At 73.7% G+C, this 26,489-nt stretch carries 21 protein-coding genes, 1 tRNA gene and 1 other RNA gene; 11 read left to right on the forward strand and 12 right to left on the reverse strand.

Going from position 1 to position 26,489, the window contains the following annotated elements; translation table 11 throughout:
- Window positions 1-377 precede the first annotated feature (377 nt).
- Both NJC10_RS06895 and NJC10_RS06900 read left to right on the forward strand, forming a co-directional pair.
- Complete coding sequence (locus NJC10_RS06895; protein ID WP_319075479.1) at window positions 378-575, forward strand: hypothetical protein; 198 nt, start codon at window positions 378-380, stop codon at window positions 573-575.
- A complete protein-coding gene (locus NJC10_RS06900; RefSeq protein WP_319075481.1) occupies window positions 572-1,045 on the forward strand; it encodes a YchJ family protein in 474 nt (157 codons plus the stop codon). The genes NJC10_RS06895 and NJC10_RS06900 overlap by 4 nt, the downstream gene beginning before the upstream one ends.
- A gap of 28 nt (window positions 1,046-1,073) precedes the next feature.
- Here the strand turns inward: NJC10_RS06900 and NJC10_RS06905 are convergent, their stop codons facing one another.
- Together NJC10_RS06905 and NJC10_RS06910 are read right to left on the reverse strand one after the other, a co-directional pair.
- A complete protein-coding gene (locus NJC10_RS06905) occupies window positions 1,074-1,274 on the reverse strand; it encodes a helix-turn-helix transcriptional regulator (RefSeq protein WP_319075483.1) in 201 nt (66 codons plus the stop codon).
- A 4-nt stretch (window positions 1,275-1,278) separates the two neighbouring features.
- Entirely contained in the window at window positions 1,279-1,818 is a 540-nt protein-coding gene (locus NJC10_RS06910) for a hypothetical protein (protein ID WP_319075484.1), read from the reverse strand.
- Window positions 1,819-2,073: 255 nt separating this feature from the next.
- Between NJC10_RS06910 and NJC10_RS06915 the strand changes: the two genes are divergently transcribed.
- Window positions 2,074-2,766: a DsbA family oxidoreductase gene (locus tag NJC10_RS06915; protein ID WP_319075486.1), complete on the forward strand. Its 693-nt coding sequence runs from the start codon at window positions 2,074-2,076 to the stop codon at window positions 2,764-2,766.
- Window positions 2,767-2,866: 100 nt separating this feature from the next.
- Here the strand turns inward: NJC10_RS06915 and NJC10_RS06920 are convergent, their stop codons facing one another.
- Together NJC10_RS06920 and NJC10_RS06925 are read right to left on the reverse strand one after the other, a co-directional pair.
- Window positions 2,867-3,016: a hypothetical protein gene (locus tag NJC10_RS06920; protein WP_248116516.1), complete on the reverse strand. Its 150-nt coding sequence runs from the start codon at window positions 3,014-3,016 to the stop codon at window positions 2,867-2,869.
- A gap of 5 nt (window positions 3,017-3,021) precedes the next feature.
- Window positions 3,022-4,134 (reverse strand): 3-methyladenine DNA glycosylase, encoded by a 1,113-nt coding sequence (locus NJC10_RS06925; RefSeq protein ID WP_319075487.1) that lies wholly within the window; start codon window positions 4,132-4,134, stop codon window positions 3,022-3,024.
- A gap of 282 nt (window positions 4,135-4,416) precedes the next feature.
- On the opposite strand from NJC10_RS06925, the gene NJC10_RS06930 reads away from it, so the two are divergent.
- On the forward strand, window positions 4,417-7,419 hold the full coding sequence (locus tag NJC10_RS06930; RefSeq protein ID WP_319075488.1) for a S8 family serine peptidase: 3,003 nt from the start codon (window positions 4,417-4,419) through the stop codon (window positions 7,417-7,419).
- 237 nt (window positions 7,420-7,656) lie between these two features.
- On the opposite strand, the gene NJC10_RS06935 is transcribed toward NJC10_RS06930, so the two are convergent.
- Complete coding sequence (locus NJC10_RS06935; RefSeq protein ID WP_319075489.1) at window positions 7,657-8,943, reverse strand: aspartate kinase; 1,287 nt, start codon at window positions 8,941-8,943, stop codon at window positions 7,657-7,659.
- Window positions 8,944-9,201: 258 nt separating this feature from the next.
- On the opposite strand from NJC10_RS06935, the gene NJC10_RS06940 reads away from it, so the two are divergent.
- A complete protein-coding gene (locus tag NJC10_RS06940) occupies window positions 9,202-10,203 on the forward strand; it encodes an ABC transporter ATP-binding protein (protein WP_298710463.1) in 1,002 nt (333 codons plus the stop codon).
- Entirely contained in the window at window positions 10,200-11,426 is a 1,227-nt protein-coding gene (locus NJC10_RS06945; protein WP_319075491.1) for a hypothetical protein, read from the forward strand. The genes NJC10_RS06940 and NJC10_RS06945 overlap by 4 nt, the downstream gene beginning before the upstream one ends.
- An 81-nt stretch (window positions 11,427-11,507) precedes the next feature.
- Here NJC10_RS06945 and recR read toward each other — a convergent pair whose 3' ends face one another.
- On the reverse strand, window positions 11,508-12,107 hold the full coding sequence (recR, locus tag NJC10_RS06950; protein ID WP_298710459.1) for a recombination mediator RecR: 600 nt from the start codon (window positions 12,105-12,107) through the stop codon (window positions 11,508-11,510).
- 123 nt (window positions 12,108-12,230) lie between these two features.
- On the reverse strand, window positions 12,231-15,737 hold the full coding sequence (locus tag NJC10_RS06955) for a DNA polymerase III subunit gamma and tau (protein WP_319075493.1): 3,507 nt from the start codon (window positions 15,735-15,737) through the stop codon (window positions 12,231-12,233).
- Between the two features lie 132 nt (window positions 15,738-15,869).
- Between NJC10_RS06955 and NJC10_RS06960 the strand changes: the two genes are divergently transcribed.
- The gene (locus tag NJC10_RS06960) at window positions 15,870-16,472 is read left to right on the forward strand and encodes a malonic semialdehyde reductase (protein ID WP_319075494.1); all 603 of its coding nucleotides are present in this window, start codon (window positions 15,870-15,872) and stop codon (window positions 16,470-16,472) included.
- A 47-nt stretch (window positions 16,473-16,519) separates the two neighbouring features.
- On the opposite strand, the gene gluQRS is transcribed toward NJC10_RS06960, so the two are convergent.
- Window positions 16,520-17,542, reverse strand: a complete 1,023-nt coding sequence (gene gluQRS, locus NJC10_RS06965) for a tRNA glutamyl-Q(34) synthetase GluQRS (RefSeq protein WP_319075496.1) — start codon at window positions 17,540-17,542, stop codon at window positions 16,520-16,522.
- A gap of 16 nt (window positions 17,543-17,558) precedes the next feature.
- Window positions 17,559-17,655: signal recognition particle sRNA small type (gene ffs / locus NJC10_RS06970), an RNA gene on the reverse strand.
- Between the two features lie 117 nt (window positions 17,656-17,772).
- Between ffs and NJC10_RS06975 the strand changes: the two genes are divergently transcribed.
- Window positions 17,773-17,857 (forward strand) — tRNA-Ser (locus NJC10_RS06975).
- 263 nt (window positions 17,858-18,120) lie between these two features.
- On the forward strand, window positions 18,121-19,728 hold the full coding sequence (locus NJC10_RS06980; protein WP_319075497.1) for an alanine/glycine:cation symporter family protein: 1,608 nt from the start codon (window positions 18,121-18,123) through the stop codon (window positions 19,726-19,728).
- Window positions 19,729-19,905: 177 nt separating this feature from the next.
- Here NJC10_RS06980 and poxB read toward each other — a convergent pair whose 3' ends face one another.
- The 3 genes from poxB to NJC10_RS06995 form a co-directional block, all read right to left on the reverse strand.
- Window positions 19,906-21,621, reverse strand: coding sequence for a ubiquinone-dependent pyruvate dehydrogenase (poxB, locus tag NJC10_RS06985; RefSeq protein ID WP_319075498.1), 1,716 nt, complete (start codon window positions 21,619-21,621; stop codon window positions 19,906-19,908).
- Between the two features lie 154 nt (window positions 21,622-21,775).
- The gene (locus NJC10_RS06990) at window positions 21,776-22,846 is read right to left on the reverse strand and encodes an isopenicillin N synthase family dioxygenase (protein WP_319075500.1); all 1,071 of its coding nucleotides are present in this window, start codon (window positions 22,844-22,846) and stop codon (window positions 21,776-21,778) included.
- Window positions 22,847-22,932: 86 nt separating this feature from the next.
- The gene (locus NJC10_RS06995) at window positions 22,933-23,829 is read right to left on the reverse strand and encodes a haloacid dehalogenase (RefSeq protein WP_319075501.1); all 897 of its coding nucleotides are present in this window, start codon (window positions 23,827-23,829) and stop codon (window positions 22,933-22,935) included.
- A gap of 144 nt (window positions 23,830-23,973) precedes the next feature.
- Between NJC10_RS06995 and NJC10_RS07000 the strand changes: the two genes are divergently transcribed.
- Both NJC10_RS07000 and NJC10_RS07005 read left to right on the forward strand, forming a co-directional pair.
- Complete coding sequence (locus NJC10_RS07000; protein WP_298986602.1) at window positions 23,974-24,891, forward strand: tryptophan-rich sensory protein; 918 nt, start codon at window positions 23,974-23,976, stop codon at window positions 24,889-24,891.
- Window positions 24,892-25,025: 134 nt separating this feature from the next.
- Window positions 25,026-26,477 (forward strand): thermonuclease family protein, encoded by a 1,452-nt coding sequence (locus NJC10_RS07005; RefSeq protein ID WP_319075503.1) that lies wholly within the window; start codon window positions 25,026-25,028, stop codon window positions 26,475-26,477.
- The last annotated feature ends 12 nt before the right edge of the window (window positions 26,478-26,489 follow it).

Here is a 26,489-nt window from a genome sequence, read left to right on the forward strand (position 1 = left end):
TCCCCTTCCCGCCGTGCAGCGGCACCTCGGCGGGCACCTGCCTCTCCGCGAGTCGATCCCGTCCCTGGACGCCCTGCCCCTCCGTCACCCGGCGCCCGCCTCGCACTGGGCCGAGGAGGACGCGGAAGGCCTGCCGAGCAGATCGGCGCGGGAGCGGTTCCGGGAGGCATGGGACTTCGCCGATGCCAGGTCGGAGTCTCCGGGCGAGTCCCTCAGCCGCGTGCTGATCCATGACCTCGGGTTCGCCGCACCGGGGCTTCAGCACAGGGTCGACGACGCCGGTGGGAGGTTCGTCGCCCGGTGGATCGGCCCGCCGGGCTGTCGGCTCAGGGGGAACGCCCGGCCATCGTGCCCGGCGTCCCGCGTACTCTGGCGCCATGCGTCAGACCAGCCGCCCCGTCCGCCCCGCTCGTCCCTCTCGTTCCGTCCGCCCGATCAGCCCCCTCGGCCCCGCCCTGCTCGCGGCCGCCGCCGGCGTCGTGCTCACGGGCCTGCGCGGCATGCGTGCCCGCTCGCAGCGGCGCACCGAGGCCGAGTCGGCCCGGAAGCGCGTGAGCCGCCGCGACCGCGCGTGAGCACGGCCCGCACGGAGCACGAGGCGCCCTGCCCGTGCGGATCCGGCTCCGCGCTCGCCGCGTGCTGCGGCAGGATCCACGCCGCCTTCACTCATGACGGCGCGCTGACCGCGCCCACCGCGGAGGCGCTCATGCGCGCGCGGTTCAGCGCCTTCGCCCGGCTCGGCGCCGCAGAGGTCGCCCACGACGGCGGCGCCCGCCTCGCCCGCGCGATGGTCGCCTACCTGCGGGCCACATGGGTGCCGGAGACCAGGCCCGCCGTCGAGGACCTGATGCCGACCTCTGCCGACCCCGCGCCGCGGTTCACCCGCCTGGCCGTGCTGGACCTCGGCGGCGTCGGCCCCGACGCAGCGGAGGTGGAGTTCGTGGCGGTGGGGCAGGGCGAGGGAGGCAGGTTCCGCCTGCACGAGCGCAGCCGCTTCCGCCGCGACGCCGGGGCGTGGCTCTACGTGGACGGCCAGATGCGCTGAGGCGGCTCCCCCGGTGAGGAGTCGGCGATCATGCGTCCTCGTCGGGGGCGAACAGCTGCTCGATCGGCCGCCCGAGGACCGCCGCGAGGCGGAAGGCGAGCGCCAGCGACGGGTCGTGCCGGCCCTTCTCGAGCGAGATGACGGTCTGCCGGGAGACGCCGAGCTCGTCGGCCAGGCGCTGCTGTGACCAGCCGAGGCGTGCCCGCTCCTCCGGGAGGGAGTTGTCCACGCTCTCAGCCCCGGCGCTTCTGGACGAGGTAGCGGGCCGCGACGTCGAGCATCATGAATGCCACCAGGCACGCGCCGACGAGCCCGAGCTCTGCCTCCCACCGGGTCATCGTGACGACGAAGGTGCCAAGTCCCAGCACCACCAACAGGTCGTGGAACGCGCCGGTTGCCGCCTTGTCGTACCACTGCGACTCGATCGACTGCTCGGGGTGCCGCACCGCGCCCTCGAGGGTGTCCCGGTCCACGAGGAGGGCCCAGACCAGCACGAAGCCCACGGGCAGGCAGGAGGCCGTGATGAGGGCGGCCACGAGCCAGGGGCGGCCGGGGTCCGGGTCGCCCGCGAGCGGGCCGAGCCACCAGGCCGCGGCACCGATGAGCGCCGCGAGCACGATGCCGCCCGCAAGGCTCATCCCGATCAGGCGCCCCGTCCCGCCGCCGAGCTTCGCCGACCGGCCCCAGCGACTCCGGGGTGCCGCGGCGGCATCGGGGTGCACGGTGTCTCCGCGACCCTCCGTGAACTGCGTGGTCTGGGTGATCTCGTCCATGGTTCCCTCCTTGTGGCCGTGACGGGCGCTCGGTCGCACCCGATGACACGAGGATGCATGTAAAGCACGCTTTACGTCAAGTGTGCTTTACAGGCGTGTCGCAGGGTGTCCCGAGTGGGCTCGGGCGCAGCCCGCCGCCCTGGGCCGGCCTCCGCGGACCCCCGAGGAATGTCCCGCCCTCACCTGACGTTGGCCACCGGAGTGGACGAGCCGCCGACCCGCGACGGCCGTGGAATCCCGGAAGGTCGGATCCCCGTGAAGATCGACGTGTGGTCGGATGTCATCTGCCCGTTCTGCTACATCGGCAAGCGCCGCCTCGAGCTCGCCATCGAGGAGACCGGCGTGGACGCCGAGATCGTGTGGCACAGCTTCGAGCTCAACCCGCAGGCGCCGGCGTCGTACGGCATGACGCTGCCCGAGGTCATGAGCACGGCCTACGGCGCGAGCACGCCCCAGGCGCTCGCGGTCCTCTCCCACGAGGAGGAGCAGGCCCGGAGCGTGGGCCTGGACTTCCAGTGGCGCACCGCGAAGCCGGGGAACACGTTCACCGCCCACCGCGTGCTGCAGCTCGCCGCGTCCCGCGGGCTCGGCGCCGAGGCGGAGGAGCGCTTCTTCCGCGGCTACTTCTCCGAGGGGGAGGAGATCGGCTCGGCCGACGTCGTCCGGAGGCTCGCCCTGGACGTCGGCCTCGAGGCGGCCGAGGTGGACGAGGTCCTCGCGGGCGACCGCTATGCGCGCGAGGTGCGCGCGGACGAGCAGCGTGCCGCGGACCTCGGCGTGCGCGGCGTCCCGTTCTTCGTGGTGAACGACTCCGCCACGGTCTCCGGGGCCCAGAGCGTGGAGCACTTCGCGGCAGTCCTGCGCGACGAGGCCGCCCGGGTCCAGGCCCCGCCGTCCGACGGCGGCGCCGTCTGCCACGACGGGGTGTGCGAGTTCCCCTCGGCCTGAGGACGGGCCGCCACCGCGGGTCCGCGGACTCTCAGCCCCGGGGCCGGCCGGCGGGCGTGAGGGGGAATCGAGGCGCCCCTCCCGGGCCTCCGACGCGCCCTCAGAACGAGCTGAAGATCCCCGCCGCCACACTCATCACGAGGCCGATGATGCACAGCCACGTCACGATCAGCACGATCGGGCGTGGGCGGCGGGGCGCGTCGTCGTCGTCGAAGCGCACGCCGCGCAGTTCCGGGGGCAGCTCACTCATGCCGCTCATCCTCCCAGGCCACGGCGCGTCTCCGGCACCCCGATGCCTGCTGACGCCTCCAGGCCTTCCGACCCACCGTGCCCCTCCAGCGCCTCCATCGCCTCCAGCAGCCGCCTCCGCAGCGCCTGCGCCCGCTCCGCGAACCCGCGCTGCGCCCGCGCGTACTCGGCCCGGCCCTCGGGCGTCTCGATCCGCACGGGCGGGTAGTCGCCGCCGGCCAGGTCGGTCACGCCGGTGAGGTCGTACGGCGAGGCCCGCATGTCCAGGGCCCGGATGTCCCACGCGAGGTCGAAGCAGTCCGCCACGATCTCCGAGCTCACCCACGGCACGAGCTTGTACGCCCACTTGTAGAGGTCCATGCCCGCGTGCAGGCATCCCGGCTGCTCCATGTCCCGCATGCCCTCCCGCGTGGGGAGCGCACCGTCGTCGCCCTCGTTGAGCCCTCGCGCCTCGGGCGCGAAGAAGCGGAAGGCGTCGAAGTGCGTGCACCGGATCCTCTGGGACTCGACCACCGCGTCCGTCCCCGCCGCGCCCAGGCGCAGAGGCAGCTGGGAGTGGCGCACGCCGTGCACGTCCGCGCGGTACGCCATGGCCCACTCGTGCAGGCCGAAGCACCCCAGCCGGGGCGCTCGAGCGGAGGTCCGGGCGAGAAGGTCGCGCGTGAAGGCGACGCCGGTCGCCCGGTCGCGTGCGAAGGCCGTCTCGTCCACGGTCCAGCCCGCGGCCGGCGACGGCGGCCCGCCCGGCGCGAGCGGCTCTCCCGCGCGCACGCGGCGCACGTGCTTCCACGTCCCTCGGGCCGGGGCGCCGGACTCCTCGGCCTCAGCGGCGGAGTTCGACCCGGCGTCGTCGTCGGCGAGGAGCATGCCCGCCCCGGGATGCCAGCGCGCCAGCGCCGCGGGGGAGTGGGCGTAGTAGCCGAACAGGAAGTCCTGCACGGGATGCTTCTCGCCGCGCATGTGCAGCGCCACCAGCGGCGCGGTCCGCGCGGAGATCCGCTCCCGGTGCGCGCGGGCGCGCGCCCGCCACTCCTCGGCGGGGAGCACGACGACGGCGGGGCGCGCGTCCCCGGTCGGCGCGGCGACAGGAGTGGGCGGGTCGGTCTGGATCTGGAGCATGGCGCATCCATTCTCCCGCGCCGCGCCTCCCTCCCGGTCCCGACGACGTCCACGCGGCCGCCGGCCGGACCGTGCCCCGCGCCCGGCGGGCCCTCTGTGTCGCTCCTGGGGGGGGGGGGAGGGCTGACGATCGTCTGGCCAAACCGGACGCTGTGAGCTACATTGCATCCATCCGACTGTGGTGCGAGTCACACAGGCCCTCCGGCCTCGACTGCCCCCGCTCCCACCGCCTCAGCGACGAAGCGGCACCCGGACCTGTCCTTGATGAGAAAGGCGGAGGCCATGCCCCGTTCCCACACCCCTGCCCGGCGTCGTCTCGCCGCCGCCGTCCTCGGCGCCAGCCTGCTCGGCGCTCCCGCGCTGGCCGCTCCGGCCTCGGCTGTCCAGCCGCCTTCCGGCGCCGCCGCCTCCAGCCCCCAGGGCAAGCTCAGCGTGGACCAGCAGTTCGAGGACGGCCGCTACTTCGTGATCCTCGCGGATCAGCCCTCGGTGACCGCCGAGGAGGCCGGAGCCCCGGCCCCGGGCGCCGCGCCCAAGGAGAAGTTCGATCCGTCGCACCCCCGCGTGAAGAACTACGAGGCCAAGCTCAAGCGCCAGCAGGAGAAGGTCGCGCAGGCCCACGGCGTCGCGCCGGCCATGACCTTCCAGCGCGCCGTGAACGCGTTCGTCGCCGAGCTCACCGCGGAGGAGGCGCTCCAGCTGAGCAAGGACCGCAGCGTCCTCGCTGTGACTCCGGACGAGCAGGTCGCCCCCGACTACACCTCCACCGAGTTCCTCGGCCTTCCCGGCAGCAACGGCACCTGGAAGACCACGTACGGCTCCGAGAAGAACGCCGGCAAGGGCGTCGTGGTCGGCGTCATCGACTCCGGCATCCACCCGGACAACCCGTTCATCGACGGCGAGCCGGTCGGCCCGCTCAAGGGCAAGCCGAAGGTGGGCGAGCCGTACCGCACCGCGGACGGCCAGATCGCCATGCTCAAGGCGGACGGCACCACCGCCGTCGCCGAGTGCGAGACCGGCCCCGACTTCCCGGCCTCCTCGTGCGACAGCAAGCTGCTGGGCGCCTACGCCTTCTCCGAGGACTTCGAGCGCTTCGTCCCGATCGACGAGCGCGACCCCAACGAGCGCATCTCCCCTCTCGGTGTCGCCTCCCACGGCACCCACGTGGCCACCACGATCCTGGGCAACACCGGCGTGGCGCAGGACATCAACGGCGACTCGTTCGGCGAGGGCGCCGGCGTGGCCCCCGCCGCGAAGCTGATCTCCTACAAGATCTGCTGGGAGGACACCGATCCGGACACCGGCGGCTGCTACACCTCCGCCTCCGTGGCCGCCGTCGAGCAGGCCATCGAGAACAACGTGGACGTGCTCAACTACTCGATCTCCGGCAACAACACCTCCGTCGTGGACCCGGTGGCCATGGCCTTCCGCTCCGCCGCCGAGGCCGGCATCTTCGTCTCCGCCTCCGGCGGCAACTCCGGCCCCACCGCCAACACCGTGAACCACTCCTCCCCGTGGGTCACCACCGTGGCCGCGGAGACCTTCTCCAACGAGCTCACCGGCACCGTGGAGTTCTCGGACGGCACCAAGGTCCGCGGCGCCTCCTCGTCCCGCACCGGCGTCGGCCCGGCGGAGGTCGTGCACGCGTCCCAGGTGGCCGCCGCCGGCGCCACCGCCGACCAGGCCCGCCTGTGCCTGCCCGGCTCCCTGGACCCGGCCAAGACCGCCGGCAAGATCGTGCTCTGCGAGCGCGGCCAGAACGCCCGCGTCGAGAAGTCCCAGGTGGTCGCCGAGGCCGGCGGCGTCGGCATGATCCTCGTGAACGTCACGCCCAGCTCCCTGGACGCGGACATCCACTCGGTCCCCACCGTGCACACGAACGACGCCTCGATCATCGAGAAGGTCAAGGCCGGCGGCCTCACCGCCACGATCGTGCCGCAGGACACCACGGGCCTGCCCGAGGACCCGCTGCCCCAGATCGCCGGATTCTCCTCGCGCGGCCCGTCCAACGCCGTGAACCAGGAGTTCCTCAAGCCCGACGTCGCCGCCCCCGGCGTGAACGTGATCGCCGGCGTCTCCCCCCTGGACCCGTCCTACGAGGGCAACGAGTTCGGGCTCATGTCCGGCACGTCCATGGCGGCCCCGAACCTCGCCGGCATGGCGTCCCTGCTGATCGGCAAGCACCCGGAGTGGTCGCCCATGGCGGTCAAGTCGGCGCTCATGACCACCGCCGGCGACGTGTTCACCGCGGACGGCTCCGTCAACGAGGACAACTTCGCCACCGGTGCCGGCTCCGCGGACCCGAAGGCCGCCGACCGCCCGGGTCTGGTCTACGAGTCCGACGCCACCCAGTGGGACGCCCTGATCATGGGTGACATCGCCGGGCGCGAGGTCAACATCCCCTCCGTGGCCATCCCCGATGTGGTGGGCTCCACCTCCGTGACGCGCACCGTGACCGCCCTCGAGAACGGCCGCTGGCAGTTCTCCGGCTCGGTGCCCGGCTTCGAGGTGACCGCCTCGCCGTCGTACCTGGACCTCAAGAAGGGCCAGTCCGCCGAGGTCACCCTGACCTTCACCCGCACGGACGCCCCGACGAACGAGTGGACCCACGGCTCCTTCACCTGGAGCACCGCCAAGGGCAAGTCCGTCCCGGAGGTCACCTCCCCGGTGACCCTCAAGGCCCTGGCGGCCACCGCGACGTCGTCGGTCACCGGCTCCGGCGCCTCCGGCTCCGCCACGGTGGAGATCAACCCCGGCATGACCGGTGAGCTGACCCCGCAGATCCTGGGCCTCGGCAAGGTGGACGCCACCCCCGTGACCAAGACCCCGGGCGAGTCCATCTCCGTCAACGAGAACACCTCCACCGCGGTGAAGACCGTGACCGTGGGCGAGGGTGCCAAGTCCTTCGTGGCCAGCATCAACGCCGGCGCCTCGGACGCCGACTGGGATCTCGCCGTGGTCACCCCCGAGGGCAAGGTCGTGCAGATGGCGACCGAGTCGGCGAGCGAGACCATCACCCTCGACAACCCGGTGGCCGGTGAGTACCTCGTGATCGCCAACCTCTACGCCACCGCCGACGGCGGCGCGGACGACGCGTCCCTGGACACGCTCGAGCTGCGCGAGGACGCGGGCAACCTCACCGTGACCCCGAACCCCGTGCCCGTCACCAACGGTGAGCTCACCGAGGCTGAGCTGTCCTGGTCCGGCCTCACCGACGGCACGTGGCGCGGACAGGTCATCTGGGCCGACGGCGCTGCGACCGACGTGACCGTCACGGTCCCGTGACCGGAGCCTGACCCCCATCGTCCTCGTTGACGAGACGGGCGCTCACGACGCCGCCCCTGCACCTTCTCCGTGACGGTGCGGGGGCGGCGTCGTCCATGTGCGCGAGGGAGGGCGACGGCGGCGCGTGCGCCGCTCAGTCCTCCTGGTCCAGGCGCGGGGAGAGCAGCGCTGCGAAGCCGGTCCATCCGGCGTCGGGCTCGAGCAGGGCGCCCGGGCCCCCGGGGCCGGCGTCCGGGCTCAGCGCCCGGTGCCCCCGTAGACGGTGGCCTGCTCGTCGGCGTCCAGGTCGAACGCGGTGTGGATGGCGCGCACGGCGTCGTCGAGCTTGTCCTCCGCGGTGACCACGGAGATGCGGATCTCCGAGGTGGAGATCATGTCCACGTTCACGCCGGCGTCCGAGAGGGCCTTGAAGAAGGTGGCCGAGACGCCCGGGTTGGAGCGCATGCCCGCGCCCACGAGAGAGAGCTTGCCGATCTCCTTGTCCGACTCGATGTCCTCGAAGCCGATGCGCTCCTGCGCTGCGCGCAGGGCGGCCAGGGCGTCCTTGCCCTCCACGATCGGGAGGGTGAAGGAGATGTCCGTGCGGCCGGAGCCCGCGCGCGAGACGTTCTGCACGATCATGTCGATGTTCACGTTGGACTCGGCGATCACGCGGAAGATCTCGGCGGCCTTGCCCGGGACGTCCGGGACGCCGACGATCGTGACCTTGCCCTCGGAGCGGTCGTGCGCCACGCCGGCGACGATGGGCTGTTCCATGGGAGCGCCTTCCTGCAGGGTGATGGTGTCGTTCGGGTCGGGCATGATCCACGTGCCCTCGTGGTCGGAGAAGGAGGAGCGCACGTGGATCGGCACGCCGAAGCGGCGCGCGTACTCGACGGAGCGCAGGTGGAGCACCTTGGCGCCGGAGGCGGCCAGCTCGAGGGTCTCCTCGGAGGAGAGCTCGCCGATCTTGCGGGCGGTGGGCACGACGCGCGGGTCGGCCGAGTACACGCCGTCCACGTCCGTGTAGATCTCGCACACGTCCGCCTTGAGCGCCGCGGCGAGGGCGACGGCGGTGGTGTCCGAGCCGCCGCGGCCCATCGTGGTGATGTCTTGGGACTCGGGGCTCATGCCCTGGAAGCCGGCCACGATGGCGACGGCGCCGTCGTCGAGAGCGCCCTGCACGCGGTGCGGGCTGACCTTCACGATCCGGGCGCGGCCGTACGACGTGTCCGTCATCATGCCGGCCTGCGATCCCGTGAAGGAGCGGGCCTGCACGCCCTCGGCATGGATGGCCATGGCCAGCAGGGACATGGAGATGCGCTCGCCCGCGGAGAGGAGGATGTCCATCTCGCGGGCGGGGGCGGCGTCGGTGAGCTCGGCGGCGAGGTCGAGCAGCTCGTCCGTCGTGTCGCCCATGGCCGAGACGACCACGCACACACGGTGGCCCGCGGCGACGGTGGCGGTGACGCGGCGGGCGACGCGCTGGATGCCGGCGGCGTCGGCCACCGAGGAGCCGCCGAACTTCTGCACGATCAGGCTCATGGAGCTCCCTTCGGGCGGGGTCGAGACGAGGTGTCCCCACGGACCGCTCCAGTGTAGGGGCGCACCGCCTCCGGTCCCGCAGTGTGATCCGGGACGTCCGCATCGTGAGCTGCCGGGGCTGCGGGGACCGTGGGGTCGGTCCGGGCCACCCGGAACCGCCCGGAACCGCCCGAACCACCCGTGAGGATGACCCCGCGCCGCGCGGGATCATCCTCTGGGCGGACGACGTCGTCGCCCCGCCCCGGTCAGCATGGAGGCATGACCCTCTCCTCGGTGCTCGACGTCTCCCCACCTCCGCCCGCCGCGGGCAGCGGGATCGTGGCCCACGGCCTGGCCCGCTCCTTCGGTCCCGTCCACGCCGTGCGGGATGTCTCCCTCACCGCGCCCGCCGGGACCGTGACCGCCCTCGTGGGGCCCAACGGCTCCGGCAAGACCACGCTCATGCTCCTGCTCGCCACGCTCCTGCGTCCCGACGCCGGCTCCGTCGCCGTGGCCGGCGTGGACGCGACGGCCGACCCGCAGGAGGCCCGCCGGCATCTGGGCTGGATGCCGGACACCCTCGGCGTGTGGGAGTCGCTGACCTGCCACGACATCCTCACGAGCCTGGGACGGCTCTACGGGATGGGCCGCGTCGCCGCCGCCGCAAGGGCGGACGAGCAGCTGGAGTGGGTGGAGCTCACCGAGTTCGCCCGCCGCCCCGCGCGCGTCCTCTCCCGTGGCCAGCAGCAGCGCCTCTCCCTGGCCCGCGCCACCGTGCACCGCCCCGCCGTGCTCCTGCTGGACGAGCCGGCCAACGGGCTCGATCCCACCTCCCGCATCCGCCTGCGGGACGACCTGCGCGCCATGGCCGCCGCGGGGACCGCCGTGCTCGTGTCCTCCCACGTGCTCGCCGAGCTCGAGGAGATGTCCGACCGCGCGGTGTTCGTGCGCGAGGGCGCCACCGTCTCCACGCAGGACTTCGCCGCGGCCGGCGCGCAGACCCGTCCCTACCGGATCGCAGGGCCGGACCCCGCGCGTCGGGACGAGCTGGTCCACGCCCTGGCCGCGCACGGTCTGGTCCCCGGCGCCGATGCCGGGAACCGCCGGGACGGCGTCGTGGTGCAGGTGCGCGGCGAGCAGGCCGCCGCCGAGCTGCTCGCGGACCTCGTGCGCGACGGCGTGCCCGTGAGCCACTTCGCCCCGGAGGGCTCCCGCCTGGAGAACGCCTACCTGGACCTCGACCTGGACCACCGCCGTCACACCGAAGGAGAACGCCCGTGAGCCACGTCCTCGCCCCCTCGAGCGCGACGCCGGGCGCGCCGACTCCCGGCATCGTCCCCCCGCGCCTGGGCGCGGGGGCGGCGGTGCGCACCGTCGTCGGGATGGAGCTGCGCCAGCGGCTGCGATCCCGCGGCTGGTTCGCGCTGCTCGGCGTGTTCTTCCTCGTGGTCGGCGCCGTGACTCTCGGCGCTCTCGGCCTGCACGCCTCCACCCTCGGCGAGATGCAGGGGGTGTCCGACGCTGAGCGTGAGACCTCCCTGCGCATGGCCGGCCAGTGGCTGTTCGACGGCGTCCTGATGTTCGTCCTGACCCTCTCGCTGCTGGTCTCCCCGGCGCTCGCGGCCAACGCGATCTCCGGCGACCGGGCGGGCGGGACGCTGGCCATCACGCAGGTGACCCTGCTGAAGACGTGGCACCTCATGGCGGGCAAGTGGCTCGCGGCATGGGTGGCCTCGGCGGCCTTCCTGGTGGCGGCCCTGCCGTGGCTCGTGGTGGCCGCGCTGGTGGGACGGGTCTCTCCGCTGTTCGTCCTCGTGGGCCTCGCGATGATCCTGGTGGAGTTCGCCGTGATCACGGGGATCGGCGTGGCGGTCTCGGCCATCACGGGGCGCACCCTGTTCGCCGTCGTCGTCACCTATCTGCTCGTGGCGCTGCTGACGCTGGGCACCCTGATCGGCTTCCTGCTCTCCCTCTCCGTCATCAACATCACCGTGCAGGCCAGCCAGCCCCGGTACGGCTACGAGACGGCCACGATGGACGAGGCCACCACGCCGGAGGAGATGGACGCGCAGGCGGCCGAGGACCCGGCAGCGTGGGACCTCGTCGCCGACCAGTGCGGGGGCCCTGTGACGGACCAGGTGGTCCCGGACCCGCGTCGGACGGGGTGGATGCTCGCGCCGAACCCGTTCGTGGTGCTCGCGGACGCCACGCCGTGGTCGCCGGTGCCCCAGTCGGAGCCGTACATGGGCCAGATCGGCGCGCTGAACCTCATCTCGGGCGGGGTGCGGTGGACCCAGAGGGACCCCCTGCAGTCCGTGGAGTGCCTCAACGGGGAGCTGCGCGGGATCGACCAGGCGGGTGAGCCGAACCGCGAGGGCACATGGCCCGTGTGGCCGCTCGGCCTGGCCATGCAGGGCGCGCTCACGGCGGGCCTGCTGTGGTGGGGACACCGCCGCCTCGACACGCCGGCGGGGAAGCTGGCCGCGGGCACGCGCGTGGCCTGAGCGGTCCCCCGGAGGCTCCCTCCCCCGCGGGCGGCCACGGCGGCACCGACCTCCGGTGTCGCCGTCGCCGTGGGTGCCCGGTCAGCCGCTGATGAGGCGGCGGCCCTCGAAGGCGCGGCCGAGGGTGACCTCGTCCGCGTACTCGAGGTCGCCGCCCACGGGAAGGCCGGAGGCCAGGCGGGTGACGCGGATGCCGGTGGCGCCGAGCAGACGCCCGAGGTAGGTGGCCGTGGCCTCCCCCTCGAGGTTGGGATCCGTGGCGAGGATGACCTCCTGCACGGTCTCGTCCTGCAGGCGGGTGAGCAGCTCGCGCACGTGCAGCTGCTCCGGGCCGATGCCCGCGATCGGATTGATGGAGCCACCGAGCACGTGGTACTTGCCCTGGAACGCGCGGGTGCGCTCCATGGCCATCACGTCCTGGGACTCCTCCACCACGCAGATCTGGGCGGCGTCCCGGCGAGCGTCGCGGCACAGTGCGCACACGTCCTGCTCGGAGACGTTGAAGCACACCGAGCAGAGCCGCACCTTGTCCTTGACGGTGCGGATCGCGTCCGCGAGGCGCGTCATGTCCTGCGCGTCCGCCTCCAAGATGTGGAACGCGATCCGCTGGGCGGACTTCGGCCCGATGCCCGGCAGCCGCCCGAGCTCGTCGATCAGGTCCTGAACCGCTCCCTCGTACACGTCGTCCCTTCGTCTTGCGTGGGCCCGGCCGGCTCCGTCCGGTCCGTCCGCGCGGGGTCACCGCGCTGACGCGAGTCTGCCACGACCACCGGACATGACAAGGGCGCGGGTCGGCCGTGTGGGTCAGCGCACGGGCTCGTGCGGCCGCTCCTCGAGGAGCTGGCCGCCGAGCACGCGTTCGACGACGGCCCGGCCCACGAGCCCGGAGTCCTCCAGCGCCACATCGTCGTCGCTGGCCACCTCGTCCGTCCACGCGACGGCGGGGGAGGACGCGGTGGCCGGCGCGGCGGGCCGAGCCGGCGCGCGGCCCTGTGCGGCCTCGCGGGCCGCCCGGATCGCGGCGGCACGCGGGTCCATCGCGGGAGGAGCGGGAGGCTCCCCACCGGCGGCGGCACGGCCGTCTCCCGTTGGGCGGGCGCCCAGGGCGGTGGGGCTCGGCCGACCCGACGGCGGAGCGGTGCTCCCCGACGGCCCGGAGGAGGCGGAGGGGCCGTTCGAGGAGGGCCCGACCGTCCCGTCTCCGCCGGCGTCGCGGGCGTTGACGGGCGGCTCCAGGGGCCCGCCCGCCTCGAGACGCTCCATGAGGCGCGGGAACATGCTGGCGGGATGCCCCGAACCGCGCGGCGCGGTCCCCGCTGCGGGGGGTCCACCCCCGTCGTGCGCGGGCACGCCGGGGGCCGGCGTCCCGTCCGAGGAGGGCTCGCCGGTGGCGTCGGGGTGGGCGTCGCTCGAGACCGCGGCCGTCGAAGCGGCCGGGTGGGGGTCCTCTCGTTCCGAGGCGGCGGGGTCATCGCCCTGGCCCGGGGGGACGCCGTCGCCGCCGGCCCGTCCCGTGCGCGTCTGGTCCGAGGCGGCCGGCGGTGCCGTGTGCTCCGCCCCGCGTGCGTCGGAGGCGCCGCCGCGGGAGCCGCCGTCGAAGCCGGCGGGCCGCGTGGTGCCGAAGCGGGCCTCGAACTCGGCACGCAGCTCCGCCTCGGGCCGGGCGAACACGGGAATGGTGGGGGCGGACTCGCGGACGAGGGGTCCGGGATCGTAGGCGCGCTCCGCCGCTTCAGGGGTCACGTCCTGGAGCCGCTGCGCGGCGTCCGCGGTCGGGGCGGGCCCGGCGGGGGGCCAGGGCTCGGCCCCGGGCGAGGCCGCCTCGTCCGGCCGGGGGGCCGGGGCGGGCTGGTCGGCCTGCGGCGGCGTGCCCCAGTCCGACGGGCTGGGCACCGGCCCGTCCCACCCGGGCGTGCCGCTCGAGGCGTTCTCCTGCGGTCCGCCGTCCTCCTGGGCACCCTGCGGCGGCACCCATCCCTCGGGACCGGGGGAGTCCTCCATGTCCGAGTCCGGGTCGAACTCGGGGAGGGTGTCCCACGGGTCCTCCTCGCTCGGCGGGGCGTCCTCCCACGCGGGGGGCGCCTCGCCGGCATGGCCCCAGCTGTCCGCGGTCGGAGCCGAGGGAGCGGGGGAAGCAGACGCGGGCGCGGACGGAGGAGCGGGCGCGGCCGCAGGTGGCGCGGACGCGGCGGACGTGGGGCGCCCTGGCTCGGGAGAGGTCCGTGTGTCGGCGGGCGCGGGCCACGCGGTCGCTGGCTGGGCCGGAGGGCGCTGGAGGCCGCGGGTGTCCGATGCGTCCTGCGGGGGCTGCTGCTGGGGGCGCGGCGACCCCGATGCGGGCCGGCCGGAGGCCTGGCGGGCGTCGGCGGACGCGCGGTGCTCGGGGCGGGGAGCATCCCCGCCGAGGATGAGGTCGAGCTCCGGGCGGATGCCGAGCACACGGTGGACGGCCTCGGCCAGCACCCGGTCACCGCCGCGGCCCAGCAGCGACTGCCGCGGGCCGTCCTGCTGGAATCCGATCGTGAGCAGTGAGCCGTCGTATCCGGTGACCGACGCGTTGTCCTTCACCAGCATCCACACCAGCCGCGAGGAGTCCTCGAGGGCGGCCAGGATGTCCGGCCAGGCGCGGCGCACCATCTCCACGGGGTTCGCGGAGGAGGGGCCCGTGCCGGAGGTGCTCGGGGCCGCGGCCCGGCCCTCGGCCTCGCCGGAGCGCTGGGACGACGGGGCCGCGGAGGTCGGCTCCGCGCCCGTGTTCTCCGGGACCGGCTTCTCCGGGCCCTTGCCCTCCGCGTCCGCCCTGCCGGCGGCCTCGTCCGGCGTGGGGGATCCGTCCTGCTGCGGCGGGGACCACTGCTCGGGGGCGCTCGGCGGCGTCGGCGCGGTCGGCGCTGCGGGGGCGGTCGACGACGGCGGGGTCTCGGGCGCGGCGGGCGCCTGCGTGGGGGCGGCCGGGCGCTGCTCCTGGCGGGCCGGCGCGTCCTGCTGCCGGGCGCTGGGGGTGGTCTCCTCGGCCTCGGGTCGGCGCATGGCTGCGCGGGCCAGGGCGGCACCGGAGAGGCCGGCCGCCTCCCCGACGGCCCCCGTGTGCGGGGTGCCCTCGGCGGCCTCGGCGGCCTGGGCCGGTGCAGAGGCCGCGGGCGAGCCCCCGTACTCGAGCCGCCGCTCGAGCGCCTCGAGGCGGGCGGAGAGGCCGCGGTGCGTGTCGTCCGTGGCGGGCAGCACGAGGCGTGCCATCAGCAGCTCGAGGTGCAGGCGGGGGCTCGTGGCGCCCACCATGTCCGTCAGCGCGAGGTTGGTGACGTCCGCCAGCCGGGAGAGCTCCGCGCGGGAGAGCTGGGCGGCCTGCGCGGACAGGCGCCGCACCTGGTCCTCCGGCATGCCGTGCAGGATGGCACCGGCCTCCTCCGGCAGCGCGCGCGCGATCACGAGATCGCGGAACCGGTCCAGCAGGTCCTCCACGAATCGGCGCGGGTCCTGGCCGGACTGCACCACGCGGTCCACCACGCGGAACACGGTGGGGGTGTCGTCCGCGGCCACGGCGTCGATCACGTCGTCCAGCAGGGCCTCCGGCGTGAAGCCGAGCAGGCTCACCGCGAGGTCGTAGGACACCGCACCCTGCTCGGCGCCGGCGATGAGCTGGTCCAGCACGGAGAGGGTGTCGCGCACCGAGCCCGTGCCGGCCCGCACCACGAGGGGAAGGACGCCGGGCTCCACGCGCACCTGCTCCTCGGCGCACAGCTGCTCGAGGTACGCGATGAGCGGCTCAGGCGGCACGAGGCGGAACGGGTAGTGGTGGGTGCGGGAGCGGATGGTCCCGATGACCTTCTCCGGCTCCGTGGTGGCGAAGATGAACTTGAGGTGCTCCGGCGGCTCCTCCACGATCTTCAGCAGCGCGTTGAAGCCTGCCGCCGTGACCATGTGGGCCTCGTCGATGATCAGGATCTTGTACCGGTCCCGCACCGGGGCGAAGGTGGCCCGCTCCCGCAGGCCGCGGGCGTCCTCCACGCCGCCGTGGGAGGCGGCGTCGATCTCCATGACGTCCAGGGAGCCGGGCCCGCCCGTGGCCAGGTCGCGGCACGAGTCGCACTCGCCGCACGGCGTGGGCGTGGGGCCCTCCGCGCAGTTCAGGCAGCGCGCGAGGATGCGGGCGGAGGTGGTCTTGCCGCAGCCGCGCGGGCCCGAGAAGAGGTAGGCGTGGCTCACCCGGTCCTTGGACAGCGCGGTGCGCAGCGGGACCGTGACGTGATCCTGCCCGATGACCTCCTCGAATCGGTCCGGGCGATAGCGTCGATACAGGGCGGTGCTCACCTGGCTCACCCTAGCGGCTCACCCGGACGCCGTACGGCCCGCCGGCCGCCGTCGTCGGCCCCCGCCGCCCGCTGCGACGCCTGTGCAGGAGCGGCGGGAATGGCGTGCGTCCGCGCGGGCGTTGACGCCGTCATGACCCGGATCGACCACGCCTCCTTCCTGCCCGCCCTCTTCGAGGACCGCCACACCACGAACCACTTCACGGACCAGCCCGTGGACACCGCCCTCGTCCGCGAGGCCTACGAGCACGTGCGCTGGGCGCCGACCGCCATGAACAGCCAGCCGCTGCGCCTGACCGCGGTCGAGTCGCGCGAGTCCCGCGAGCGGCTGGCCCCGCACATGGCCGGGTTCAACGCGGACAAGACCCTCGCGGCGCCGCTCACCCTGATCGCCGCCTACGACCCGCGCTGGCACGAGCACATGCCCCACCTCGCCCCCTTCCGCGAGGGCTTCCGGGAGCAGTGGGAGAGCAAGGCCGAGCTGCGCGACGGCATGGGCCGCACCAACGCGCTCCTCCAGATCGGCTACCTCACCGTGGCCCTGCGCGCCCTCGGCCTCGAGGTGGGCCCCATGGCCGGCTTCAGCACCGACGGCGTCGACGCCGCTTTCCATGCCGAGAGCGGCTGGCGCTCGCTCGTGGTGATCAACGTGGGCCACGCGGCCTCCGACCACGAGAAGGCCGTCAGCCCGCGCCAGGGCCGCCTCGAGTTCGACCAGGCCGCGCAGGTCCTCTGAGCCGCGGCCGCGGTCGGCGCCTCGGGTGCCGGCCGCTGCCAGCCGGGTCAGGCCACGAAGCCCGCCGGGTCGAACACCCACGGCTCGCGTGGCAGCCCCCGCGGGTCGAACGCCGCCACCGCGCCCTCGAGAGGGCCGGCCGGCAGGCCGAGCGACTCCAGCAGGCGGTCCCGGACGCGCTCCGGCGTCCAGCGGGGGTCCTGCGCCGCGAGGTCGGCGAGGGTGACGGCGCCGTCCCGCTTGGCCAGTCGCCTCCCCCCAGCATTGAGCACGAGGGGAACGTGCAGGTACTCGGTGGGCGGCGCCGTCTCGCCGCGCGCCGCGCTGAGCAGCTCAGCCAGCCAGCGCTGGCGTGGCGTGGAGTCGAGCAGGTCGTCGCCGCGCACCACCTGGTCCACGCCCTGGGCCAGGTCGTCGACGACGACGGACAGGTTGTACGCGTAGGCGCCGTCGTTGCGGCGCAGGACGAGGTCGTCCACGAGGCCCGTGACCTCGCCGTGGAGGACGTCGCGGGCGTGGGCCCGCGGCACGGTGCCCGCCGGCAGGCCGGCCGCCCGGGCCGCGTCGATCCGCAGCGCCGCCGGCCGCGTCCGACGACGCTCGGCCCGCTCGTCCTCCGTCAGGCCGCGGCACGTGCCCGGGTAGAAGCCCGGAGGCCGCCGTGCGGCGCCCGAGGCGAGGGGCGTGTCGGGGGCCGCGGCGCCGTCGTCGTCCCTGGGCTCCGCGGTGGGGTGCGGTGCGGACGTGGCCTCCGCGATGTCCTTGCGGGAGCAGAAGCACTCGTACACCACGTCCGCGCCGTGGGCGGCGCGCAAGGCGGCGACGGAGGCGTCGTAGCGGGGAGTGCGCTCGGACTGGCGCACGGGCGGGGCGTCCCACGTGATCCCGACGGCGGCGAGGTCGGCGAGCTGTTCGGCCTCGGCCCCGGAGCGGACGCGGTCCAGGTCCTCGACGCGCAGCAGGAAGGGCCGGCCCGACGCGCGGGCCGCCAGCCACGCGACCAGTGCGGTGCGCAGGTTGCCCAGGTGCAGGGTCCCCGTGGGCGAGGGTGCGTAGCGGCCGGCGGACATGGGACCTCCTGACGACGTGAAAGACCCCTCACGCACCTGCCAGAGCCCACCTACCCTTGCTACCTTCCGGTCCTGGGGGAGTTCAGCGAGATGACACCACGTGAGGGGCCGTCCACGAGTCTACCAGCGCTCGGACGCAGGGCCAGTCGGGCGGGCGATTGGCGTCCCGGCGCACCACCTGGTTATGATGGAGCCTGCCCTTGTGCGGTCTTCCGCATCGGGGCAGCCAAGGAGGATTCGCCTAGCGGCCTATGGCGCACGCCTGGAACGCGTGTTGGGTTAACGCCCTCGGGGGTTCAAATCCCCCATCCTCCGCGGGTAAGCCCCGTCACCCCCGTGGTGACGGGGCTTTTCGCATGACTGGAGGATCTGGGCGACCCGTCCGGAGGATCTGGACGAGCGCGGGTGTGGGTGCGGCGGCGGGCGCACGGGCTCAGGGAGTCACGCGTCGAACAATGATGAGACGGGCATCACAGAGTGGCGTACTGTTCCCCTCAGCAGATTCCCTTCCTGCCGCGGGGCGCCTTCCCTGATCCCGCTCCGTCTCGGTGCTCGCACCCCGACTTCGGAGACTCACCATGACCTTCGCCGAATTCATCGATGAGGCCAACGGCTACATCTGGTCGTTGCCCCTGATCGGTCTCTGCCTCCTCGCAGGCGTCTACTTCTCGCTCCGCACGGCCTTCCTCCAGGTCCGGGGCATCCCCGACATGCTCGCCCAGCTCAAGAACGGCGAGAAGTCCGCGGACGGCACCTCGTCCTTCCAGTCCCTCATGATGTCCCTCGCCGGCCGTGTCGGCATGGGCAACATCGGCGGCGTGGCCACGGCCATCGCCTTCGGCGGTCCGGGCGCTGTCTTCTGGATGTGGACGGTCGCCTTCCTGGGCGCCGCCACCTCCTTCATCGAGTGCACGCTCGGCCAGATCTACAAGGAGAAGGACAAGGACACCGGCGAGTACCGCGGCGGTCCGGCGTACTACTTCGACAAGGCCTACAAGCACACGGCGTTCGGCCCGGTCCTGAAGGTCTACGCCGTGATCTTCGCGATCGTGACGGTCTTCGCCACCAGCTTCTTCCTCCCGGGCGTGCAGGCCAACGGCATGGCGTCGTCCATCAACGAGGCCTGGGGTGCGCCCGCGTGGGCCGTGGCCATCGGCATCGTCATCATCCTCGCGTTCATCGTGGTGGGCGGCGTGAAGCGCATCGCGACGTTCGCCGTGTACGTCGTCCCGGTGATGGCGGTCCTGTACATCATCCTGGCGCTGATCGTCTTCTTCCTGAACTTCTCCCAGATCCCCGCCGTGTTCGGAGCGATCTTCTCCAGCGCCTTCGGCGCGCACGCGATCTTCGGCTCCATCCTCGGCCTCGCCGTGCAGTGGGGCGTCAAGCGCGGCGTCTACTCGAACGAGGCCGGTCAGGGCACCGGCCCCCACGCGGCCGCCGCTGCGGAGGTCTCCCACCCGGCCAAGCAGGGCTATGCGCAGGCCTTCGCCGTCTACATCGACACCCTGTTCGTCTGCACGGCCACGGCGTTCATCATCCTGTCCACCGGCATGTACCGCGTGTACCAGGGCGAGGCCGTGACCACCCCGGTCCTCTTCGAGGGGAACCTCCCCGCCGACTCCAAGGTCGGCCCCGCCTTCGTGCAGAACGGCTTCGACACCGTCTTCACCGGCTTCGGCCCCTCCTTCGTGGCGGTGGCCCTCGCGTTCTTCGCGTTCACCACGATCGTGGCGTACTACTACATGGCGGAGGTCAACGTCGCGTACCTGTTCCGCGGCGCCAAGAACTCGACCGTCCGCCGCGTGGTCATCCGACTGCTGCAGGGCCTGATCCTCGTGTCCGTGGCCTACGGCGCCGTCACCACCACCGGTGCGGCCTGGGGCCTCGGCGACATCGGCGTGGGCTCCATGGCGTGGATGAACATCATCGGCATCCTGTTCCTGCAGGGCCCCGCCCTGAAGGCCCTCAAGGACTACCACGCCCAGAAGAAGCAGGGCCTGGACCCGCAGTTCGACCCGCGCCCGCTCGGCATCCACAACGCCGACTTCTGGGAGCTGCGCGCGGACGGGCTCGTCCGCGAGGGCATGACCGGCGAGGAGCTCGAGCGCCACGCGGCCGGCACCCCGGGTGCCACGTCGGTGCGCGACGGCGGCGTGGACGAGGCCGGCTCGCACCGCGCCTGACGCGTCGTCCGCCGACACGACGGGCGCCGGCCCGGTCGGCAGAAAGGGACAGGATCTGCGTCCTCGACGCAGATCCTGTCCCTTCTCGCAGGTCCGACCGGAGGGACGGTCCGACCGGGGGGCGGGCTGTCCGGCTCCGGTGATGCCGGGCCGCCGCCGTCGGCCGCCAGGGTCCGCTCAGAACAGCTGGCGGATGTTCGCCTTGGCGAGGTCGATGAGCTCGGTGCCCTTGCCGTCCAGCACGGTGCGTATCGCGTAGAGCGCGAAGCCCTTGGCCTGCTCGGCCTCCACGCTCGGCGGGATCGTCAGCTCCTGGCGCTCGGTCGTGACGTCGAGGATCGCGGGGCCCTCGTGGGCCAGGAAGGCGTCCACGGCGTCCGGCAGCTCCTTCGACGTCTCCGCGTGGAAGCCGCGCAGGCCCACCGCCTCGCCCACCACGGAGAAGTCCGGGCTCTTCAGGTCCGTGGCGAACGTGACGAAGCCCGCCGCCTTCATCTCGAGCTCCACGAAGTTCAGCGAGGAGTTGTTGAACACCACCACCTTGACGGCCAGGCCGTTCTGCACGAGGGTGAGCAGCTCGCCGAGCATCATGGAGAGGCCGCCGTCGCCGGCGAGCGCGATCACCTGCCGCCCGGGGTACGCGGCCTGTGCGCCGATCGACTGCATGATGGCGTTGGCCATGGAGCCGTGGTTCATGGACCCGATGAGCCGGCGGCGCCCGTTCATGGTGAGGTAGCGCGCTGCCCAGATCACGGGCGAGCCCACGTCCGGGATGAAGACGGCGTCGTCGGCGGCGCGCTCGTCGATCAGGCGGGCCAGGTACTGCGGATGGATCGTGGAGCGGGACGGCGTGGCCAGCTCGTCCAGGTCCTTCCGCGTCGTGCGGTACTCCTTCAGGATCTCCTCGAGGAACGCCGACGACGCGTTGCCGCGCAGCCGCAGCAGCAGGGCCTCCGCGGTCTCCTTCACCCCGCCCACGAGGGGCACGTCCACCGCGATGCGCCGGCCGATCTGCTCGCCCCGGATGTCCACCTGGATGACCGTCGCGTCCTCGGGGTAGAACTGGCGGTAGGGGAGCGAGGAGCCGAGGATGAGCAGCGTCTCCGCTCCCTTGAGCGCCTTGTAGCCGGAGGAGAAGCCGAGCAGCCCGGTGAGGCCGACGTCGTACGGGTTGTCGTACTCCAGGTGCTCCTTGCCGCGCATCGCGTGGACGATGGGCGCCTGGAGCCGCTCGGCGAGGGCCACCACCTCGCGGTGGGCGCCCGCCGCGCCGGCGCCGGCGAGGATCGTGATCCGCTGGGCGGCGTTGAGCGCCTGGGCCGCCTCCGCGAGCAGCGTGTCCGCGGGGACCACGGTGGAGGGCATGTGCCGGACGACCTCGGCGGGGGCGTCGAGCTCCGTCAGCGCCACGTCGCCGGAGATCACCAGCACGGCCACACCGCGCTGCTCGACGGCGGCGCGCATCGCCGTGCGCAGCAGGCGGGGCATCTGGTCCGCGGAGGAGACGTGCTCCACGTACACGGAGCACTCGCGGAAGAGCTCCTGCGGGTGGGTCTCCTGGAAGTAGCCGGAGCCGATCTCCTCGGAGGGGATGTGCGCCGCGATCGCCAGGACGGGCGTGCGGGTGCGCTGCGCGTCGAACAGGCCGTTGACGAGGTGCAGGTTGCCCGGGCCGCACGAGCCGGCGCACACCGCGAGCTCGCCGGTCAGCTGGGACTCGGCCGAGGCCGCGAACGCCGCCGACTCCTCGTGCCGGACCGGCACCCACTCCACGCCCCCGTGGTCGCGCAGCGCGTCCGTGAGGCCGTTAAGGGAGTCTCCGGAGACGCCGTACATCCGGCGGACCCCGGATGCGTGGAGGCTCTCGACGATGTTGCGGGCGACGGTGGCCATGGTGCGCACCTCTCTGGGTCGGGGGAGGCGCCCCGCTCGGGAGGGGAGGCGCCGCTTCCCGGTCCACGCTAGGACCGAGCCGTGCGGAAGGACAGGGCCCGGGGTCCACTCGGGCCCTGTCCTCCTGCTCACACCTCCGCTCCCGCGGGGTGGCTCAGCGGTTCAGCAGCCCCGGGTGGAACCGCTCGGTCACCCGCGGATGGGCGCGCGCGAAGCCCTTGAGCATGTTGGAGCCGAAGGAGGCGAGCATCGGGTTGGTCGGGTCGTCGGAGACCCCGCGGGCGTCCGCGGCCAGCTCGGCCGGGAGCTCCACCTTCTCGATCACCGCGTCCAGGCGGGGGGAGTAGAAGAACGGCACGGAGTAGCGGTCCACGCCCGGCGGCGGGGACTGCACGCGGTGGATCGTGGCCATGAGGTAGCCGTCCGTGGCCACCTCGAGCATCTCGCCGAGGTTCACCACGAGCGCGCCCGGGATCGGCTCCACCGGCAGCCACGCGTCCTGGCCGTAGGGGCGCACCTCGAGGCCGCCGACCTCGTCCTGCAGCAGGAGGGTGATGAACCCGTAGTCGGCGTGCAGCCCCACCCCCTGCGTCCCGGCCTCGGCCACGCCGCCGACGTAGTGCGCCAGCTTGGCCATCCACGCGCGGTCGCCGTCGAACGCCGCGGAGAAGTGGTCCTCGTCCAGGCCGATGGCCACGCAGAGCGCCTTGAGGAGGTCCTCGCCCACGCGGTCCATCAGCGCCGTCCACGCCATGGCGGTGCGCTCGAGCTCCGGCATGCCGGCGGGCCACTGGTTGCGGCCCTGCAGGTGCCAGAACTCCTCCCCCTCGCCGATCCGCTCGGCCGGGATCGGCTCGCGGTCGGCGGAGAAGTCCAGCTGCTCGCGGGAGTCGGGGCGGCCCTGCGTCCGCTCGGCGGCGATCGCCGAGTAGCCCCGGTAGTGCGGGGACTCCTGGTTGTGCAGCGCCAGCTTCTCCGCCTCGGGGCGGGCGAAGAACTCGGCGGTCACGCGGAACAGCGCGTCCACCTGGCCGGGCTCCGCGCCGTAGCCCACGATCTGGAAGAAGCCCACGTTGTGCGCCGCGAAGCGCAGGCGCTCCAGGAACGCGGGGTCGAAGGAGCCGTCGGCCCGACGCATGGTCGACAGGTCGAGGACGGGAACCTCGAGCGGGGCGGTGCCCCGCGCATCGGCGGGGGAGGGGGTGTCGGTTGCGTGCACGGTCATGGGCCCAGTGCACTCTCGATGCCGGCCGGCCGCCACTTCCGGTGTCGCCGTGTTGACGCCGGTGACGCCCCGTGACGCGGACCCGCTCAGCCGAGGAGGTCCCGCTCCGCCCACCGCAGGAGGGACTCGCCGGCGCGCTCGTGCACGTCCTCCGCCTGGCCGACGCCGCGCTCCGCGAGGTCGGCGGCGGTGAGGACGCCGTACGCCTTCTCCGGGATCCCGTCCTCCGGGCGGACGTCCATGTGCTCCACGCGCGCGCCCATGGCGTGCAGGGCGTCCGCCATGGCGTAGTCGGAGCGGGAGTCGCCCGCGGTGATCCAGCGCTCGGGGACGGCGACGCCGTCGTCGGCCATCAAGCCCAGGCACCGCGCGACGCCGAGGTCCTTGCCGGAGGAGGCGTGCTCCACGTCGATCGAGATGATGGTGGGGTCCACCTCGAACTCCTCGGCGAGGCCCCGCCTCTCCAGCAGGTCCTCGATCGCCGCGACGACCTCGTCGCGCACCCGGGTGAACTCGGCGTCGTCCGCGCCCACCTCCTCCTCGAGGGAGACCATGACCAGCTTCGTCCGGTCGGCGAACATGACGCCCTCGTCCTGCTCCTCGTTCACGGCCCACATCGCCTCGCGCAGCTCGGGGTCGATCGCCATGTCCGGATCGGTGCGGACCCAGTTAGGGACGGGGACGTCGACGCTCACCTCGGGCAGCTCGCCCTCGGGGACGGCGGAGAAGGGGAACCACACGGCGCCCTTCTCGCAGACGGCGTAGAACGGCGCGTCGTCGGGAAGCCCCGCCGCCCGCAGCGGGGCGATCACGCTGTGCAGGAGGAAGTCGGCGGAGCGGCCCGTGTTGAAGCCGATCGGCACGCGCCGCTGGGCGAGCCGGGCGAGGGTGGTGATGATCCCCTCCGGCACGGTGCGGGTCTCGGTGGAGGCCAGGGGACCGTCCACGTCCAGCAGGAGTCCGAGGGGGGAGGGGGCGCTCATGCCCCCAGCCTAGGCGGGGCGCGGGGGTGGGAGGCCAGACGGCGTGGGAGAGGCACCTGACGGAGGCCGCTCCGGGTTGGCTACGCTGACCACGAACGGCATCCGCATGCGCGGGCGCCATCCGACCCCGACCTGGGAGAGACCATGAGCACCGCCGCCCCCGGCCAGCCCCCCGCCCCGCACTCCGCCCACGCGGCCACCGCCCGCGCCGACCGGAGCGTCGACCTGGGCCGGACCTCCCGCGGCCGTCAGGCGGTCATGCTGCTGGTCGTCCTCGCCTCCCTCGTGGCCGCCTTCCTCGGCTCCGGGGCGTTCCTCCGCGACGCGACCGGCGGCTGGTTCACCGACGACGGCTCCTGGCTCTCCCCGTCCCGCCCCGCCCTGTGGCTGTGGGCCCTGGTGGGACTGGGGCTGCTCGCCTCTGCGCTGTGGCAGTTCCTGCCCGCCGCGCAGACCGTGCGCCACGACCGCCTGCGCCCGTGGATCATGGCGAGCGCCGTGCTCGGCGCCGCGTGGATCTGGACGATCCACGCCGCCTGGCTCCTGGTGAGCGTCGTCGTCGCGCTGCTCCTCGTGGCCGTGCTGTTCCGGATCCTCACGCTCCTGGAGTCGGGCCATCCCCGCACCGTGGCCGAGCGCGTCCTCGTGGACGGCGTGCAGGGGCTGCACCTCGGCTGGGCCACGTTCCTCCTCGTCGCGAGCCTCGCGGCGTGGCTCACCTCCGCCGGCTGGGCCGCGGGGCTCATGCCCACCACGTGGGCGCAGACCCTGATCGTGGTCGCCGCGATCGTGGGCCTCTTCACCGCCGTGTACGACGGCGGCCGGCTGACCCCGGCGCTCGCCCTCGCCTGGGGGCTCCTCTGGGTGGGCGTGGGCCGCTCGGACGGCGCCGGCCTGTTCTCCGGCGCGGTGGCGGTGACGGCGTGGGGCGCGGCCGTGATCGTCCTGCTCGGGTGGGTCGCCTCCCTCCTGCTGTCCCACGTGTCCGCGACGGGTGAGGCGCGCGACCTCGTCCTCGACGCCATCGACGGCGGCGACGACCCGATCGATGGCCGCCGCTGACTCTGGACCTGACCGGAGACGGCAGGGGCGTGCCACACGAGAGCCGGTGCAATGACCGTGGGAGGATGACTCCGACGGAGGGCCCCGCCGCACGGCGGGGCCCTCGCCCGTCCCCACCACCGTCAGGAGCCCCCGTGACCCCTCTCCGTCCTCTGCGCACCGGACTCGCCGCCGCGTCCGCAGCCCTCGCCCTCGTCGGCTGCACCGCCTCCGATCCGTCGCCCGCGAGCGGTCCGCCGTCCGCCGTGGGCACCAGCGGCGCCGCCGTCCATCCCGCGGCGGAGGTGTCGCCCTCCACCGCGCCCTCCGATGCCGTGGAGGGCGACGCAGCGGTGGTCGTCCGGGTGGTCGACGGCGACACCGTCGACGTGCGCAAGGACGGCGAGGCCGCCGTCACCCGGGTCCGCCTCCTGAACATCGACACCCCCGAGACGAAGCACCCGAGCAAGGCGGTGCAGTGCAGGGGCCCGGAGGCCGCCGCGCTCCTCGAGTCCCTCCTGGAGGAGGGGGACCACGTCACCCTCCAGTACGACGAGGAGCGCTACGACAGGTTCCACCGCACGCTGGCCGGCGTGTTCGAGGGCGCCACGCTCGTGAACGCGGAGATCGCGCGAGCCGGCCTGGGCGTGCCCGTGGTGTTCGAGCCGAACCGTCGCTTCTACGACGAGGTGCTCGCCGCCTGGAACGAGGCGGAGGAGGACGGCGCCGGGCTGAACCAGCCGGGCCTGGACTGCTCCCTGCCGGTCATGGCCGAGCAGGCACCGGCGGGAGCGGAGCCCGCGGAGGGCGTGCTCGAGGAGCTCGCACTGGCGTACGCGGGCGCCGCGTCCGGTGAGCAGGCCTGGATGAGCGCCCTCTACCCGGACGTGCTCTCCCGTGTGAAGCACCTCGTCTCCACAGGCACGTCGAGCGCTGGGGAGGGCGCCGGCGGGGACGAGGCGCCGACGGCGAGCGCGGCTCCGGAGCAGCGGGCCGAGGGTCAGCGTGCCGCGGAGGGCCGTGCCGCCGAGCAGCGGGCCGAGGAGGAGCGGGCAGCCGAGCAGCGGGCGGCACAGGAGCGCGAGGCCGAGCAGCGGGAGGCTGCCCGGAAGCGCGAGGCGGCCGCAGCGTCGGCCCGGGCTGCTGAGGCCGAGGCCGAGGAGAGGGCCGCTGCCGCGCGTCGCGCCGCAGAGGAGAAGGCGGCCGAGACCGCGCCCCGGAACGTCGCGGGCACGTCCGGCGGATCCGGCTCGGGGTCCTCGTCCTCCGGCCGGCCCTCCGGCGGGACGTCCAGCAAGGCGCCGAACCGCTGCTACGCCCCGGGCGGCGAGACCTTCGTCTACTGCGACGAGGAGGGGTCCTCGGGTTCAGGCGGTTCAGGCGGTTCAGGCGGCTCGGGATCGGGGTCGTCGGGCTCCGCAGCGGGCGCCGGCGGTCCGGTGGCCGGCAGCGGCGGCGTCTGCCCGGACGGCTACCCGGTCAAGGTGAGCAGCTCGGGCAAGTACCACGTGCCCGGCGGAGAGCACTACGACCAGACGAGCGCGAAGAACTGCTACGCGTCGACCTCGGCCGCGGCGGCGGCCGGCTTCATCGCCTCCCAGCGCTGAGGCCGTGAGCCT

The organism is Micrococcus sp. M4NT (genome assembly GCF_033790745.1).
In the GTDB taxonomy this organism is placed as follows: Bacteria; Actinomycetota; Actinomycetes; order Actinomycetales; family Micrococcaceae; genus Micrococcus.

Excerpts from the sequence above, each read along its gene's own strand:
- NJC10_RS06895 (WP_319075479.1), top strand. The coding sequence starts at position 378 with ATGCGTCAGACCAGCCGCCCCGTCCGCCCCGCTCGTCCCTCTCGTTCC.
- NJC10_RS06910 (WP_319075484.1), bottom strand. The coding sequence starts at position 1,818 with ATGGACGAGATCACCCAGACCACGCAGTTCACGGAGGGTCGCGGAGAC.
- NJC10_RS06920 (WP_248116516.1), bottom strand. The coding sequence starts at position 3,016 with ATGAGTGAGCTGCCCCCGGAACTGCGCGGCGTGCGCTTCGACGACGAC.
- NJC10_RS06925 (WP_319075487.1), bottom strand. The coding sequence starts at position 4,134 with ATGCTCCAGATCCAGACCGACCCGCCCACTCCTGTCGCCGCGCCGACC.
- NJC10_RS06930 (WP_319075488.1), top strand. The coding sequence starts at position 4,417 with ATGCCCCGTTCCCACACCCCTGCCCGGCGTCGTCTCGCCGCCGCCGTC.
- NJC10_RS06935 (WP_319075489.1), bottom strand. The coding sequence starts at position 8,943 with ATGAGCCTGATCGTGCAGAAGTTCGGCGGCTCCTCGGTGGCCGACGCC.
- NJC10_RS06940 (WP_298710463.1), top strand. The coding sequence starts at position 9,202 with ATGACCCTCTCCTCGGTGCTCGACGTCTCCCCACCTCCGCCCGCCGCG.
- NJC10_RS06960 (WP_319075494.1), top strand. The coding sequence starts at position 15,870 with ATGACCCGGATCGACCACGCCTCCTTCCTGCCCGCCCTCTTCGAGGAC.
- gluQRS (WP_319075496.1), bottom strand. The coding sequence starts at position 17,542 with ATGTCCGCCGGCCGCTACGCACCCTCGCCCACGGGGACCCTGCACCTG.
- NJC10_RS06980 (WP_319075497.1), top strand. The coding sequence starts at position 18,121 with ATGACCTTCGCCGAATTCATCGATGAGGCCAACGGCTACATCTGGTCG.
- poxB (WP_319075498.1), bottom strand. The coding sequence starts at position 21,621 with ATGGCCACCGTCGCCCGCAACATCGTCGAGAGCCTCCACGCATCCGGG.
- NJC10_RS06990 (WP_319075500.1), bottom strand. The coding sequence starts at position 22,846 with ATGACCGTGCACGCAACCGACACCCCCTCCCCCGCCGATGCGCGGGGC.
- NJC10_RS06995 (WP_319075501.1), bottom strand. The coding sequence starts at position 23,829 with ATGAGCGCCCCCTCCCCCCTCGGACTCCTGCTGGACGTGGACGGTCCC.
- NJC10_RS07000 (WP_298986602.1), top strand. The coding sequence starts at position 23,974 with ATGAGCACCGCCGCCCCCGGCCAGCCCCCCGCCCCGCACTCCGCCCAC.